The following is a 13,377-nucleotide window of genomic DNA, read 5'->3' on the forward strand; positions in this document are numbered from 1 at the left end:
TTGGAATTCGCTTTAAATTTACTACTTTTGGAGAGTCTCACGGAAAGGCGATAGGGTGTGTTGTAGATGGAGTTCCGGCTGGACTTAAAATAGATGAGGATTTCATCCAAGATGAACTTGATAGAAGAAGACCCGGAAAAAATGAATTTTCTACACAAAGAAAAGAGGAAGATAAGGTAGAGATTTTAAGTGGGGTTTTTGAGGGAAAATCTACCGGAAGTCCGATCGCGATGATTATATACAACAAAAATCAAAAAAGTAAAGATTATTCAAATATAAAAGATATATTTAGACCCTCTCACGCAGATTTTACCTATTTTTATAAATATGGAATAAGAGATTATAGAGGAGGAGGAAGAAGCAGCGCAAGAGAGACCGCAGCTAGAGTAGCAGCAGGAGCTGTTGCAAAGCTTTTGTTAAAAGAGATAGGAATAAAGATAGAAGCCGGTATTTTTGAAATAGCAGGAATTAAAGCTAAGGATTATGATTTTGACTATGCGAAAAAGAGTGAAATTTTTGCGTTGGATAAAGATATTGAAAAATTACAAAAAAAGGCCATAATAGAAGCAAAAAACGATCATGATAGTGTTGGAGGGGCCGTAATGGTTAGGGCTCTAAACGTTCCTATAGGATTGGGAGAGCCCATATATTATAAATTAGATGCAGTTTTAGCAGAGGCCATGATGAGTATAAACGCAGCAAAGGCAGTTGAGATAGGATTGGGTTGTGAGAGCGCAAGAATAAAAGGGAGCCAATATAATGATCAAATTACTAAAGAGGGATTTTTAACAAATAATGCAGGAGGAGTTTTAGGAGGTATCTCAAATGGAGAGCCCATTGAGGTAAAAGTATATTTTAAACCTACTCCATCGATTTTTAAAAAACAAAAAACTATAGATATTTACGGAAATGAAGTAGAGTTTGAATTAAAAGGTAGGCACGATCCTTGCGTGGCTATTAGAGGAAGTGTGGTGTGCGAAGCTATGATGGCGCTTGTATTGGCGGATATGCTTTTGTTAAATATGGGATCTACCTTAGAAGGGGTAAAAAAATATTATAGTTGAATAGTTAAAAATATATAAAAACCAACAACTAAAAGAGTGTGGGCTGCAATGCTTTTGGTTTGAAACTTTTTCGATGTATAGGGGTCAATCCAAATTTTTTAATTAATTGGATATGCTCTTTGGTTGGGTATCCTTTATGTTTGCAAAAGTTATATTTTGGATATTTTTTTGATAATTTACACATAATTTTATCTCTTGTTACTTTTGCCAAAATGGAAGCCGCCATTACCTCTTTAATTTTTTGGTCAGCTTTGATAATAGGCTCAATTTTCTCTACTCCAAATCTTGAGTTTCCATCAAATATATATCTATCTGCCCTTAATGATGCGATTATTTTTATTAGAGCATCTTTTATACATAAAGAGAGGCCTTTTTTATCTATTGTAGTATTTTCTATTATTACTATTTTATATTTGCAGTTTTCTTTAATTTTTTCATAAAGTTGAACTCTCTTTTTTTCGCTTAGCTTTTTTGAGTCGTTTAAATCTTCTATATTTTTTTCAAGTATTACTCCAACAACAACTAATGGTCCCGCGATTGGACCTCTTCCTGCCTCGTCAATCCCGCATATTTTCATTTTTTCTCTTTATTCAAATTTACTTAAAGCCCATTCGTAAAATGGCGATATTTCACAATATATATTATCAATTTCATACTTAAAACTACTTCCGACCGTTATAACCTCAATTTTTTCGATATCCAGTCTGTTTCTTTTTAAAACCTTCTCTATCTGATTTTGTATTCTAACTTCGTTTCCAAAAGGAATAGGCAATATAACTTTTTTATCTTCAGGAAGATAAAATCCTATAGGTTCGATATAATAAAGTTTTTTTTCTCTTAATTCTAAAAAGGTTAAGTTTTCAAAAATTTTAGGAAACTCCTTTGTGAAACTGAGATAATTTTTTATAGCAAAATCATATAAATAGATCTTTTTTGAAGCGTTTGGATGTCCAAATTTTTCCAATGTATAAAAATACCCTTTTGATCTTAACTCCTCAAAAATTTTATAAAATCTATCTTTTGATATTTTTATTTTTGATTTTAATTTTGTAAATATATGATAAGCGCTACCTTTGTGTCCTTGAAAATTAGCTATCTCTTTGAAAATTTTTAGTTCGTCGTTTAAGAAGGTAAGTCTTAATATCTCAAAAAATCTTTCTTCCTTTTTATATTCGTTTATTTGAGAAATTTCTGGAAGCGTTCCGTTTTTTAAAAAATTGTTAAAAACAATCTTTACATCAACAGATTTGTCAAAAGCTATATACTCTTCAAAGTCAAGAGGAGATAATCTTATTTTTTCAAAATTATCCAAATCTATATTATCCAAAGAGGATAAAATTATCTGATTTGCTTTTGGAATTATAATTGATTTGTCATAATTGTCCAAAGCCACAATCTCAACGGAGTTTTTATCTATAAATTTTTGAAGATTTTTATTAATTGAGTCTTTATCAATTCTAATATCTTCAAAATCTATATATAAATAATTTTTTTTATCATAAAGATAATCTTTTATCAAAAAGGTTTTACCGCATCTTTTCACACCGGTTAACAATATATTTTTGTTATTTTTTATTTTTACTTTTCTCTCTATAAAGGGAAATTTTTTTATTTTTTTCTCAAAATAATATTCCAGCTGCTCCATATTTAACCTTTCCTTCCCAAAAGGAAATAAATTTTAAAAATTTTACCATAAAATATTGACTAATAAAGAGTTTTCTTCTATAATTTCCACTCCAAATTGGGGACTTTTATGTCTCGAGTTCTTTTTACAAGGGAAGTTAATGGAAAAGATTAGACTTAAGCTACGCGCTTACGACCATAGGGTTTTAGATAGAAGTGTTGCAGCTATTGTTGAAGCTGTTAAGAGAACAGGTGCAGAGATACGTGGACCGATTCCACTACCTACAAAGATCAGAAGATATACAGTTCTTAGATCTCCACATATAAACAAAGATTCAAGAGAACAGTTTGAAATTAGAATTCATTCAAGACTTATTGACATAGTGTCGGCGACACCTGATACGGTAGATTCGCTAATGAAATTAGACTTGGCTCCTGAAGTGGATGTAGAAGTTAGGTCAATGGGTCAATAAGGGAGTAGTAGATGGAATTTATAGTAGAAAAAATAGGAATGAGCAGGACAATAAGCGTACCAAGCGTACCTGTTACACTGCTAAAAGTAAAAGAGGCAAAAGTTTGTGAAATTTTAGAAGAGGGTAGAGCGATAGTCGCTTATTCTCAAGGTAAGAAAAAAAACAAAGCGATCGAGGGTCAGCAAAAAAAATATGGCCTCTCAAGCGAATTCAATAGGTTTGCTACGTTAAAAGTTGCCAATAAAGAAACGGGAGATATAGATACTTCGGTATTAGAGAGCGCAAAAAAGATAAAAAGCTCTTTTATTTCTAAAGGTAGAGGTTTTGCAGGCGTTGTAAAAAGATGGAATTTTGGCGGAGGACCAAGAAGTCACGGTTCAAGATTTCATAGACGCACAGGATCTATTGGTAACTGTGAATTTCCTGGACGTGTTCAGCCTGGACAAAAAATGCCCGGACATTACGGTAACGAAAAAATTACTGTTCAAAACGAGATAGTAAGTTTTGATCCTGAAAATAAAATATTGGTAGTTAAAGGATCAATTCCAGGTCCAAACGGAGCATTAGGAAGAATAAGGATAGTAAAATGAGTAAAGCTATAGTTTTAAACGAAAATTTTGAAAAGGCAAATGAGATAGATCTTCCGCAAAAATACGCTCAGATCAATCCCCATAATCTATATTTGTATGTAAAGGCGTATGCGGCTGAACTTAGAGCGAACAACGCTCATACAAAAAATAGAGCTGCCGTTAGTGGGGGTGGAAGAAAGCCTTGGCAACAAAAAGGTAGAGGAGGCGCAAGAGCCGGTTCTATTAGATCACCGCTTTTTGTAGGTGGTGGAGTAGTTTTTGGGCCAACAAATCAGAAAAACTATACTCAAAAAATAAATAAAAAACAAAAAAGACTTGCTCTTGAGTATGCGCTATATGAAAAAGCAAACGACGGTAAACTGTTTGTTGTCGACTCGATAAATGTAGAGTCTGGAAAAACAAAAGATGCAGCGGCTATACTTAAAAAGTTAAATGTTAGAGATGCGTTAATCGTAAAAGATTTGATTGACGAAAAAACATTTCTTGCATTTAGAAATCTTCCAAACGCTTATCTAATTGAGCCAAATGAATTAAACGCATATTTGGCGGCGGCATATAACGCGATAGTTATAGAGAAAGCCGTTTGGGAAAATCTAGTAAAAGAGGGCTAAGATGGCAGATATAACAGATATCAAATCAATTATATATACAGAAAAGACTTTAGGCCTTCAAGAAGAGGGATATATAGTGATTCAAACGTCTGATAAAATGACAAAGAATCAGCTAAGAGAGGTGTTAAAAGAGTATTTTGGTGTTAATCCCGTAAAAATCAACTCTTTAAAGGTAAGAGGTAAGAAAAAAAGATTTAGAGGGATTGAAGGTAAAAGAAATAACTACAAAAAGTTCTATGTGAAGTTGCCTGAGGGCACTCAGATAGAAAGTTTAGCGGTGTAAGGATAGAAAATGGCAATAAAAACATATAAACCGTATACACCAAGTCGCAGATTTATGACGACTTTAGACAATAGTGATATTACAAGTAAACCAACAGTTAGAAAGTTATTAAAAAAACTACCTGCAAAAGCCGGTAGAAACAATTATGGAAGAATAACCTCTAGACATAAAGAGGCCGGAGCGAAAAAACTTTATAGAATTATAGATTTTAAAAGAAATAAGTTTGGCGTTCCTGGACGTGTTGCTACAATAGAGTATGATCCATACAGAAACTGTAGAATCTGTTTGGTAGTTTATAAAGATGGAGATAAAAGATATATAATTCAGCCAAAAGGGCTAAAAGTTGGAGATACGATAGAGGCTGCCGAAGGTGGACTTGACGTTCTTCCTGGAAACGCTATGAAACTAAAAAATATCCCGGTTGGTACATTAGTTCACAATATTGAGCTTCATCCAGGACATGGCGGACAGCTTGCAAGAAGTGCTGGAAGCTACGCTCAAATTATGGGTAGAGAAGACAAATATGTCATTTTGAGACTTCCAAGCGGTGAGATGAGATATGTGCTTGGAGAGTGTATGGCAACAGTTGGAACAGTTGGAAACGAAGATTTTATCAATGTTACTATCGGAAAAGCGGGACGTAACAGACACAGAGGTATAAGACCTCAAACAAGAGGTTCGGCAATGAACCCTGTAGATCACCCACACGGTGGTGGTGAAGGTAAAACTGGTCCAAGTAGAAACCCTGTTACGCCTTGGGGTGTTCCTACTAAAGGTTATAAGACAAGAAAGAAAAAACCTAGTGATAAATTGATTATCTCTAGAAGAAAAAAATAAGGTAGGGTAAGATGGCAAGAAGTGTAAAAAAAGGTCCATTTGTAGATGATCATTTGATGAAGAAAGTTTTAAAAGCCAAAGAGAGCGGAGATAAAAAACCTATCAAAACATGGTCAAGAAGAAGCACTATTGTTCCTGAAATGATAGGTTTGACTATAAATGTTCATAATGGAAGACAGTTTGTTCCTGTTTATATAACGGAAAACCATGTTGGGTTTAAGTTAGGTGAGTTCGCACCTACAAGAACATTTAGAGGCCATAAAGGCTCAGTTCAGAAAAAGATAGGTAAATAAGGGTAGGCCATGAGTAAAGCGATATTAAGATTTGTAAGGCTCTCACCAACCAAAGCTAGACTTGTTGCAAGAGAAGTTCAAGGGATGAATGCCGAGCTTGCCCTTGCAAGTTTGGAATTTATGCCAAATAAGGCGGCTAAGATTATCTCAAAGGTTATAGCAAGTGCTGTTGCAAACGGTGGTTACGAGCCAGAAGAGGTAGTTATTACTTCTTGCAGAGTTGATAAAGGACCGGTTTTAAAAAGATTTAGACCAAGAGCAAGAGGTAGAGCAAGCAGAATCGAAAAACCAACCTCTCATATATATGTAGAAGTAGCGCAAAAGAAGGATAGCTAATGGGTCAGAAAGTAAATCCGATTGGACTAAGGTTAGGAATAAATAGGAATTGGGGTTCTAGGTGGTATCCTGATTACAACAGAATGCCAGATTTTGTTGAAGAAGATTATAAAATCAGAAGCTTTTTGAAAAAAGAGTTATATTATGCCGGAATTAGCGATATTATAATTGAAAGAACCGCAAAAAGACTTAGAGTTACTATCGTTGCGGCAAGACCTGGCATAATTATCGGCAAAAAAGGTGCCGATATAGAAAAGATTAAAGAGAAAGTTCAAAAGTTAGTAAATAAAGATGTTGCTATCAATATAAAAGAGCAAAAAAGACCTCAAGCCTCAGCTCAGCTTGCGGCTGAAAATGTTGCAACTCAGCTTGAGAGAAGGGTTGCTTTTAGAAGAGCTATGAAAAAAGTTATACAAGCTGCCCAAAAAGCTGGAGCAAAGGGAATAAAAGTCCAAGTTGCCGGCCGTCTTGGCGGAGCTGAAATGGCAAGAACCGAGTGGTATTTGGAAGGAAGAGTTCCTTTACATACATTAAGAGCAAAAATCGATTATGGATTTGCTGAAGCTCATACAACATATGGAGTAATTGGTGTTAAGGTTTGGATCTTTAAAGGAGAAGTTCTTCAAAAAGGGATCCAACCAGAAAAGAAAGAGAGACCAAGAAGAAGAGCTCCAAGAAGGAGAGGTAAGTAGCCATGTTGATGCCAAAAAAAACAAAATATAGAAAACAGCAAAAAGGTAGAAATAGAGGTAAGGCTTATAGAGGTAACAGCCTAGCCTTCGGAACTATCGGTATTAAAGCTATCGAGCATGGAAGAATTGATTCAAGACAGATAGAAGCCGCTAGGGTTGCTATGACAAGAAAAGTGAAAAGAAGCGGTAAAATCTGGATTAGAGTTTTTCCAGATAAACCTTTAACCAAAAAGCCTTTGGAGACAAGGATGGGTAAAGGTAAAGGTGGCGTTGAAAAATGGGTAATGAATATTAAGCCCGGTCGTATAATTTATGAAATGGCCGGAGTTGAAGAGAGCTTAGCAAGAGAAGCTCTTGATCTTGCTAGATACAAATTACCTTTTAAAACAAAAATTGTAACGCAAGAGAGTGAAAATGAAATATACTGAGATAAAAGATAAGAGCTTACAAGAGCTCGAGGGGTTGCTTAGGGATAAAAAGTTGCTGCTTTTTCAACTAAGAGCCAAGTTGAAAACTATGCAGCTTCAAGACACAAGCGAAATAAGAAAAACAAGACGCGATATTGCTAGGATAAAAACTGCAATCGCGGCTAAGAAAAGGGCGTAAAGATGGCTTATAAAAGAGAGATCCAAGGTATCGTGGTAAAAAGAAGCGGAGACAAAACAGTCTCTTTACTTGTTGAGAGAAAAGTTTTACACCCAAGATACCATAAAATTGTAAAAAGATTTAAAAAATATCTTGTTCATGACGAAAAAAACGAAGTTAACGTTGGCGATGAAATTGTTGCAGTTGAGTGCAGACCAATCTCTAAGAGAAAATCTTTTAGATTAAAAAAGATTGTCTCTACAGGAGTTAAGTAATGATTCAGAGTTTTACAAGATTAAACGTTGCTGATAACAGCGGCGCTAAAGAGATAATGTGTATTAAGGTTCTTGGAGGAAGCAAAAGAAGATACGCTTCTGTAGGAGATGTTATAGTAGCATCAGTTAAAAAAGCTTTGCCAAACGGTAAAGTTAAAAAAGGTCAAGTTGTAAAAGCGGTAGTAGTTAGAACAAAAAAAGAGATTCAAAGAGAAAATGGATCTTTAATAAGATTTGACGATAACGCCGCTGTTATTTTAGATAATAAAGGTGAACCTATTGGAACTCGTATCTTTGGACCTGTAAGCAGGGAAGTAAGATACAAAAATTATATGAAAATAGTTTCACTTGCACCGGAGGTGCTCTAATGGCAAAGAAATTTAAAATAAAAAAAGGCGATATTGTAGAGATAATCGCTGGAGACGACAAAGGTAAAACAGGTGAAGTTTTAAAAGTTTTACCAAAAAAAGACGCAGTAATTGTTGCTGGATGCAAAATTGCTAAAAAAGCGGTAAAACCGACCGAAGATAATCCAAAAGGCGGTTTTGTAAACAAAGAGATGCCTATTCATATTTCAAATGTACGTAAAGTAGAAGGTGGCAAATCATGATATTAGAGCTAAAGAAAAAATATAACGAAGAGGTAGTTCCTGCTCTAAAAGAAGAGCTAAACATTAAAAATCCTATGCTTTTGCCAAAACTTGAAAAAATTATAATAAGCGTAGGTGCGGGTGAGGCAAGCAGAGATAGTAAATTGATGCAAAATATTCAAGATACTATCAGCTTGATTGCCGGACAACACGCCGTTGTTACAAAAGCAAGAAAGAGTGAAGCGGGATTTAAAATACGTGAAGGAATGCCTGTTGGCGTAAAAGTTACGCTAAGAGGCGATAGAATGTGGAACTTCTTACAAAAGCTTATCTATATAGCTTTACCAAGAGTTAAGGATTTTAGGGGACTTCCAAGAAAAGGTTTTGATGGAAGAGGAAATTACAATTTTGGACTTGATGAGCAGTTGATGTTCCCGGAAGTCGATTATGATAATATTATTAAAACTCACGGTATGAATATCACTATAGTTACAACAACCGAAAATGATAAAGAAGCTGCAAAAATGCTAGAGCTTCTTGGATTCCCATTTGCTAAAGGAAGATAATAATGGCAAAAAAAAGTATGATAGCAAAGGCTAAAAGAAAGCCAAAATTTAAAGTTAGAGCTTATACAAGATGTAGAATTTGCGGTAGGCCAAAGTCAGTTTATAGAGATTTTGGTCTTTGTAGAATATGCCTAAGAAAAATGGCGAGCGAAGGCTTGCTTCCAGGCGTTAGAAAAGCGAGTTGGTAATTCGCAAATAGGTAGCGGCTTGGCCGAACCCTATTTGATATTCACGAAAAGGAGATAAAATTGATTAACGATATGATTGCAGATTCTATAACTAGAATCAGAAATGCCGCTATGAGAAGGCAGGAAATTACAAAACTTATCCATACTAAAATTGTTGAGGCTATTGTTAAAATACTTCAAGAAAAAGGCTATATAGAAAGCTATAAAGTAGTAGAAGAGGGAAATAAAAAGTTTATAAACGTAGTTTTGAAATATGAAGAAAACGGTAAAATCAAAAAGCCAGTTATTAATGAAATAAAAAGAATATCTAAGCCTGGACGTAGGATCTATAAAGGCAAAGATGAGATAAAAAGATTTAAAAACGGTTATGGGACTATTATTGTAAGTACTTCAAAAGGGGTGCTTCCAAATGATGAGGCTTACCGCTTGGGAGTAGGCGGTGAAGTTCTTTGTAGTGTTTGGTAATAACGATATCCATTCATTAATTGTAGAAATATCGTAAAAGGAAAACTAATGAGTAGAATAGGAAAACAGCCTGTAGAGATACCTGCGGGAGTTGATGTTAAAATAGAAGATAACAAAATCGTTGCCAAAAAAGGCAACTTAGTTAAAGAGGTTGATACAAGAGGTTTTGTTAACGTAAAAGTTGAAGATAATAAAATAGTTTTTTCTCCAAAAGGAGACGACAGACAATCTCGCGCTTTTTGGGGAACATATAGAGCGTTAACAAACAATATGATAATAGGTTTGACAAAAGGTTTTGAAAAAAGATTGGAAATTAACGGTGTTGGATATAGAGCCGCAGTAAGCGGAAAAAATCTTGAATTACAACTTGGTTTTTCTCATCCGGTAATTTTTCCAATTCCTGAAGGAATTGATATAAAAGTTGAAAAAAATATCATTATTGTTAAAGGTCATGATAAGCAACAAGTTGGTCAAGTTGCCGCAAAAATTAGAAGCTTTAGACCACCTGAGCCATATAAAGGCAAAGGTGTTAAATATGTTGATGAAGTGATCATCAGAAAAGCTGGCAAAACTGCCAAAAAGTAAAGGGTAGAGTATGAGAGAATCAATCCAAAGAAGAAAAAATAGATTAAGAATCAAAAGAAAAAGAAGAGTTAGAGGAAAAATAAAAGGAACAGAATCTAGACCAAGAGTTTCTGTTTTCAAATCAAACAGACACTTTTATGCTCAAGCCATCGATGATACAAAAGGGCATACGTTAGCTTATGCAGATGGTGCAAAGATGGGACTTAAAGCAAATAAAGAGGATGTTAAGGAAATAGCTAAAGCAATGGCTGAGCAATTAAAAGCCAAAGGTATTGAAACTATCGTTTTTGATAGAAACGGTTATCTTTACCATGGTGTTGTCGCATCGTTTGCCGATGCATTAAGAGAAAACGGAATTAAGTTTTAGGGGTAGTCATGGAAAAGTGGAATAGAGAAGAGTTTGAAGAGGTTGTTGTTAATATAGGAAGAGTAACCAAAGTTGTTAAGGGTGGTAGAAGATTTAGATTTAGTGCCCTTGTGGTAGTAGGAGATAAAAAAGGGCACGTAGGTTATGGCATCGGTAAAGCAAAAGAGGTTCCCGATGCAATTAGAAAAGCTGTCGATAACGCTTTTAAAAATATAACTACTGTAAATATCAAAGGTTCAACTATTGCTCATGATGTTACTCATAAATATAATGCAAGTAAAATAGTTTTAAAACCTGCAAGCGAAGGTACCGGAGTTATTGCCGGTGGTGCGGCGAGACCGGTTATAGAGCTTGCTGGAATAAAAGATATTTTGACTAAATCACTTGGATCAAACAATCCGTCAAATTTAGTAAGAGCTACAATTGAGGCTCTTGGAAGAATAAAAGCGTAGTCAAAATTTAAGTTTAAGGATAAATAATGGCGTTACACAATTTAAAACCAGCAGCTGGAAGCACACATAATACAAAAAGAGTTGGCCGTGGACAGGGTAGCGGTATGGGAAAAACCGCAACAAGAGGTCAAAAGGGACAAAAAAGTAGAACTGGTTTCAAACAAAAAAGAGGATTTGAGGGTGGACAACAGCCACTTCAAAGAAGATTGCCTAAAATTGGGTTTAATTCACATGTTCAAAAACCTTATGTAATAAATGTAGATAAGGTTAAAAAAATTGCTCAGTTGGATGAGATAACTTTGGATTCTATAAGATCCGTTCATAAAATGAAAAAGAGTATAAAAAAAGTTAAATTGATAGGAAATAGCGTTAAAGAGATAGTTTCAAAAATAAAAGATGAAAATATCACCTATAGCGGACAAAAATAATGAATAAGGTTCTTTTAAATAAGATACTTATAACATTGGGATTTCTGTTTTTATATAGGGTTTTGGCGTATGTTCCGGTTCCTGGCGTCAATATAGACGTGGTAAAAGAGTTTTTTGATTCCCAGGCAGGCAACGCCTTGGGAATGTTCAATATGTTTAGCGGTAACGCTGTTAGAAGGCTTAGTATTATCTCTTTAGGTATTATGCCTTATATTACCGCCTCTATTATTATGGAACTTCTTGCCGCAACCTTTCCGAGTCTTGCTCAAATGAAAAAAGAGCGAGACGGAATGGTAAAATATATGCAAATTATTAGATATGCTACAATAGCGATTACCCTTGTTCAAGCGATTGGTGTATCTATAGGACTTCAAAGCTTAACGGGGCGAGGCGGAGAGAGCGCTATAATGATAGATATGCCTACCTTCGTGACTGTTGCTGCTATATCGATGCTTGCTGGAACCATGATATTGATGTGGATAGGAGAACAAATAACGCAAAGAGGAATAGGAAACGGTATATCACTCATCATTTTTGCAGGTATTGTTTCTGGAATTCCATCTGCAATTGCTGGGACAATAAATCTTGTAAATACCGGGGAACTAAACTTCTTAATATTGATAGCGATTTTTGCCATAATTTTATTGACCGTTGGATTTATCATTTATGTAGAGCTTGGAGAAAGGAGAATACCCATCTCATACTCTAGAAAAGTAATGATGCAAAATCAGAAAAAAAGAGTTATGAATTATATCCCTATAAAGGTAAATTTAAGTGGAGTTATTCCACCAATTTTTGCTTCTGCTATTTTGATGTTTCCATCTACTATTTTACAAGCAAGCACCAATCCTATAGTTCAAAAAATTTCAGATTTTTTAAATCCAAACGGCTATTTTTTCAATATATTGATGTTCTTTTTAGTCGTATTTTTTGCTTATTTTTATGCATCTATCGTTTTTAACGCAAAAGATATCGCTGAAAATCTAAAAAGACAAGGTGGATTTATTCCTGGAGTTAGACCTGGAGATCATACCGCCGAATTTTTAAATGAGGTAGCTAGTAGGCTAACTTTTTGGGGAGCTATCTATCTTGGAATTATCTCAACTCTTCCTTGGATTTTGGTAAAAGGAATGGGAGTGCCGTTTTATTTTGGAGGAACTGCTGTATTGATAGTAGTTCAAGTTGCTCTTGATACGATGAGAAAAATAGAGGCTCAAATCTATATGAGCAAATATGAGACTTTAAGCGCTGTAGGACTTTAATGTCTATAGCTATTAGAAAAAAAGATGAGATAGAGGCTCTAAGAAAAGCCAATATAATCGTCGCAAAAACGTTAGATTATCTAAAAGACAAATGCGTTCCCGGGATCACGTTGAAAGAGCTTGATAGACTAGGAGAAGAGTTTATCCGTGATCACGGGGCGCGACCTTCTTTTAAAGGACTTTACGGTTTTCCAGCTTCTGTATGTACTTCGGTTAATCAAGTAATTATTCATGGAATTCCCACAGATTATAGATTGAAAGAGGGTGATATAATAGGCCTAGATATAGGAACAGAATATCAAGGATGGTTTGGAGATGGTGCGATTACCGTTGGAGTTGGCGAAATTAGCAAAAAAGATAAAGATTTAATTGCTTGCGCTAAAGATACTCTATATTATGCAATTGATATTATAAAACCAGGATTACGATTTAAGGAGCTTAGCTTTAAAATAGAGCAGTTTATAAAATCAAAAGGTTTTGTTCCGCTTCATGGATTTTGTGGACACGGAATAGGCAAAAAGCCTCACGAAGAGCCGGAAATCCCAAACTATTTGGAACATGGATCTCCAAAAAGCGGACCTAAAATCAAAAATGGTATGGTTTTTTGTATAGAGCCGATGATTTGCCAAAAAGATTCGACTCCGAAAATTTTAGATGATAAATGGTCTGTAGTTAGTGTTGATGGATTAAATGGAGCACATTATGAACATACGGTTGCGGTAGTTGAGGGAAAAGCAGTTATTTTGAGTGAGCAAGCGTAAAGCCTTTAGGCTTTAAGAGGCAAACTGTTTTGCCTCTGTGCCCGAGCGAAAG

The 13,377-nt window shown here is 35.0% G+C and carries 25 protein-coding genes; 23 read left to right on the plus strand and 2 right to left on the minus strand.

Translation table 11 applies throughout. From position 1 onward, the window contains the following. Nucleotides 1-1,064, plus strand: a 1,064-nt coding sequence (gene aroC / locus AC30RD_RS02480) for a chorismate synthase (protein WP_489492604.1), incomplete at its 5' end; no start/stop codon positions are given. Nucleotides 1,065-1,092: 28 nt separating this feature from the next. Here the strand turns inward: aroC and rnhB are convergent. Both rnhB and AC30RD_RS02490 read right to left on the minus strand, forming a co-directional pair. Continuing rightward, nucleotides 1,093-1,641 carry a ribonuclease HII gene (rnhB, locus tag AC30RD_RS02485; RefSeq protein WP_489492605.1) on the minus strand — a complete coding sequence of 183 codons (549 nt, stop codon included), beginning with the start codon at nucleotides 1,639-1,641 and terminating at the stop codon, nucleotides 1,093-1,095. Nucleotides 1,642-1,650: 9 nt separating this feature from the next. Further along, nucleotides 1,651-2,709, minus strand: a complete 1,059-nt coding sequence (locus AC30RD_RS02490) for an AAA family ATPase (protein ID WP_489492606.1) — start codon at nucleotides 2,707-2,709, stop codon at nucleotides 1,651-1,653. Nucleotides 2,710-2,848: 139 nt separating this feature from the next. Here AC30RD_RS02490 and rpsJ point away from each other — a divergent pair, with 139 nt between their 5' ends. Genes rpsJ through map form a run of 22 tightly spaced genes read left to right on the plus strand, consistent with a single transcriptional unit; the run spans nucleotide 2,849 to nucleotide 13,325 of the window. Next, nucleotides 2,849-3,160 (plus strand): 30S ribosomal protein S10, encoded by a 312-nt coding sequence (gene rpsJ / locus AC30RD_RS02495; RefSeq protein WP_187647516.1) that lies wholly within the window; start codon nucleotides 2,849-2,851, stop codon nucleotides 3,158-3,160. Between the two features lie 11 nt (nucleotides 3,161-3,171). Continuing rightward, entirely contained in the window at nucleotides 3,172-3,750 is a 579-nt protein-coding gene (gene rplC / locus AC30RD_RS02500) for a 50S ribosomal protein L3 (RefSeq protein WP_489492608.1), read from the plus strand. After that, entirely contained in the window at nucleotides 3,747-4,361 is a 615-nt protein-coding gene (gene rplD, locus AC30RD_RS02505) for a 50S ribosomal protein L4 (RefSeq protein ID WP_489492609.1), read from the plus strand. The genes rplC and rplD overlap by 4 nt, the downstream gene beginning before the upstream one ends. A 1-nt stretch (nucleotide 4,362) precedes the next feature. After that, nucleotides 4,363-4,644, plus strand: a complete 282-nt coding sequence (locus AC30RD_RS02510; protein ID WP_489492611.1) for a 50S ribosomal protein L23 — start codon at nucleotides 4,363-4,365, stop codon at nucleotides 4,642-4,644. Nucleotides 4,645-4,653: 9 nt separating this feature from the next. Beyond that, nucleotides 4,654-5,481 (plus strand): 50S ribosomal protein L2, encoded by an 828-nt coding sequence (rplB, locus tag AC30RD_RS02515; RefSeq protein ID WP_489492612.1) that lies wholly within the window; start codon nucleotides 4,654-4,656, stop codon nucleotides 5,479-5,481. An 11-nt stretch (nucleotides 5,482-5,492) separates the two neighbouring features. Next, nucleotides 5,493-5,774: a 30S ribosomal protein S19 gene (rpsS, locus tag AC30RD_RS02520; protein WP_489492614.1), complete on the plus strand. Its 282-nt coding sequence runs from the start codon at nucleotides 5,493-5,495 to the stop codon at nucleotides 5,772-5,774. A 9-nt stretch (nucleotides 5,775-5,783) separates the two neighbouring features. Continuing rightward, complete coding sequence (gene rplV / locus AC30RD_RS02525) at nucleotides 5,784-6,110, plus strand: 50S ribosomal protein L22 (protein ID WP_281951926.1); 327 nt, start codon at nucleotides 5,784-5,786, stop codon at nucleotides 6,108-6,110. Next, on the plus strand, nucleotides 6,110-6,802 hold the full coding sequence (rpsC, locus tag AC30RD_RS02530; protein ID WP_489492615.1) for a 30S ribosomal protein S3: 693 nt from the start codon (nucleotides 6,110-6,112) through the stop codon (nucleotides 6,800-6,802). Before rplV ends, rpsC begins: the two co-directional genes overlap by 1 nt. Nucleotides 6,803-6,804: 2 nt before the next feature. Next, nucleotides 6,805-7,230 (plus strand): 50S ribosomal protein L16, encoded by a 426-nt coding sequence (rplP, locus tag AC30RD_RS02535; RefSeq protein WP_489492616.1) that lies wholly within the window; start codon nucleotides 6,805-6,807, stop codon nucleotides 7,228-7,230. Then, nucleotides 7,217-7,408 (plus strand): 50S ribosomal protein L29, encoded by a 192-nt coding sequence (gene rpmC / locus AC30RD_RS02540; RefSeq protein WP_489492617.1) that lies wholly within the window; start codon nucleotides 7,217-7,219, stop codon nucleotides 7,406-7,408. Before rplP ends, rpmC begins: the two co-directional genes overlap by 14 nt. Nucleotides 7,409-7,410: 2 nt before the next feature. After that, nucleotides 7,411-7,662, plus strand: coding sequence for a 30S ribosomal protein S17 (rpsQ, locus tag AC30RD_RS02545; protein WP_489492619.1), 252 nt, complete (start codon nucleotides 7,411-7,413; stop codon nucleotides 7,660-7,662). Further along, a complete protein-coding gene (gene rplN, locus AC30RD_RS02550) occupies nucleotides 7,662-8,030 on the plus strand; it encodes a 50S ribosomal protein L14 (protein WP_187647505.1) in 369 nt (122 codons plus the stop codon). The genes rpsQ and rplN overlap by 1 nt, the downstream gene beginning before the upstream one ends. Next, a complete protein-coding gene (rplX, locus tag AC30RD_RS02555) occupies nucleotides 8,030-8,272 on the plus strand; it encodes a 50S ribosomal protein L24 (protein WP_489492620.1) in 243 nt (80 codons plus the stop codon). The genes rplN and rplX overlap by 1 nt, the downstream gene beginning before the upstream one ends. Then, a complete protein-coding gene (rplE, locus tag AC30RD_RS02560; RefSeq protein WP_489492630.1) occupies nucleotides 8,272-8,817 on the plus strand; it encodes a 50S ribosomal protein L5 in 546 nt (181 codons plus the stop codon). The genes rplX and rplE overlap by 1 nt, the downstream gene beginning before the upstream one ends. Before the next feature lie 2 nt (nucleotides 8,818-8,819). Continuing rightward, the gene (locus tag AC30RD_RS02565) at nucleotides 8,820-9,005 is read left to right on the plus strand and encodes a type Z 30S ribosomal protein S14 (protein WP_489492621.1); all 186 of its coding nucleotides are present in this window, start codon (nucleotides 8,820-8,822) and stop codon (nucleotides 9,003-9,005) included. Between the two features lie 60 nt (nucleotides 9,006-9,065). Next, nucleotides 9,066-9,470 (plus strand): 30S ribosomal protein S8, encoded by a 405-nt coding sequence (rpsH, locus tag AC30RD_RS02570; protein WP_489492623.1) that lies wholly within the window; start codon nucleotides 9,066-9,068, stop codon nucleotides 9,468-9,470. A 48-nt stretch (nucleotides 9,471-9,518) separates the two neighbouring features. Further along, nucleotides 9,519-10,055, plus strand: a complete 537-nt coding sequence (gene rplF / locus AC30RD_RS02575) for a 50S ribosomal protein L6 (RefSeq protein ID WP_489492624.1) — start codon at nucleotides 9,519-9,521, stop codon at nucleotides 10,053-10,055. A gap of 10 nt (nucleotides 10,056-10,065) precedes the next feature. Next, entirely contained in the window at nucleotides 10,066-10,422 is a 357-nt protein-coding gene (gene rplR / locus AC30RD_RS02580; protein WP_489492625.1) for a 50S ribosomal protein L18, read from the plus strand. 8 nt (nucleotides 10,423-10,430) lie between these two features. Beyond that, a complete protein-coding gene (gene rpsE, locus AC30RD_RS02585; protein WP_489492626.1) occupies nucleotides 10,431-10,874 on the plus strand; it encodes a 30S ribosomal protein S5 in 444 nt (147 codons plus the stop codon). 26 nt (nucleotides 10,875-10,900) lie between these two features. Further along, nucleotides 10,901-11,302 carry a 50S ribosomal protein L15 gene (rplO, locus tag AC30RD_RS02590; protein ID WP_489492627.1) on the plus strand — a complete coding sequence of 134 codons (402 nt, stop codon included), beginning with the start codon at nucleotides 10,901-10,903 and terminating at the stop codon, nucleotides 11,300-11,302. Continuing rightward, nucleotides 11,302-12,564 carry a preprotein translocase subunit SecY gene (secY, locus tag AC30RD_RS02595; RefSeq protein WP_489492628.1) on the plus strand — a complete coding sequence of 421 codons (1,263 nt, stop codon included), beginning with the start codon at nucleotides 11,302-11,304 and terminating at the stop codon, nucleotides 12,562-12,564. The genes rplO and secY overlap by 1 nt, the downstream gene beginning before the upstream one ends. Continuing rightward, entirely contained in the window at nucleotides 12,564-13,325 is a 762-nt protein-coding gene (gene map, locus AC30RD_RS02600; RefSeq protein WP_489492629.1) for a type I methionyl aminopeptidase, read from the plus strand. Before secY ends, map begins: the two co-directional genes overlap by 1 nt. The last annotated feature ends 52 nt before the right edge of the window (nucleotides 13,326-13,377 follow it).

Source organism: Nitrosophilus sp. (genome assembly GCF_982775275.1).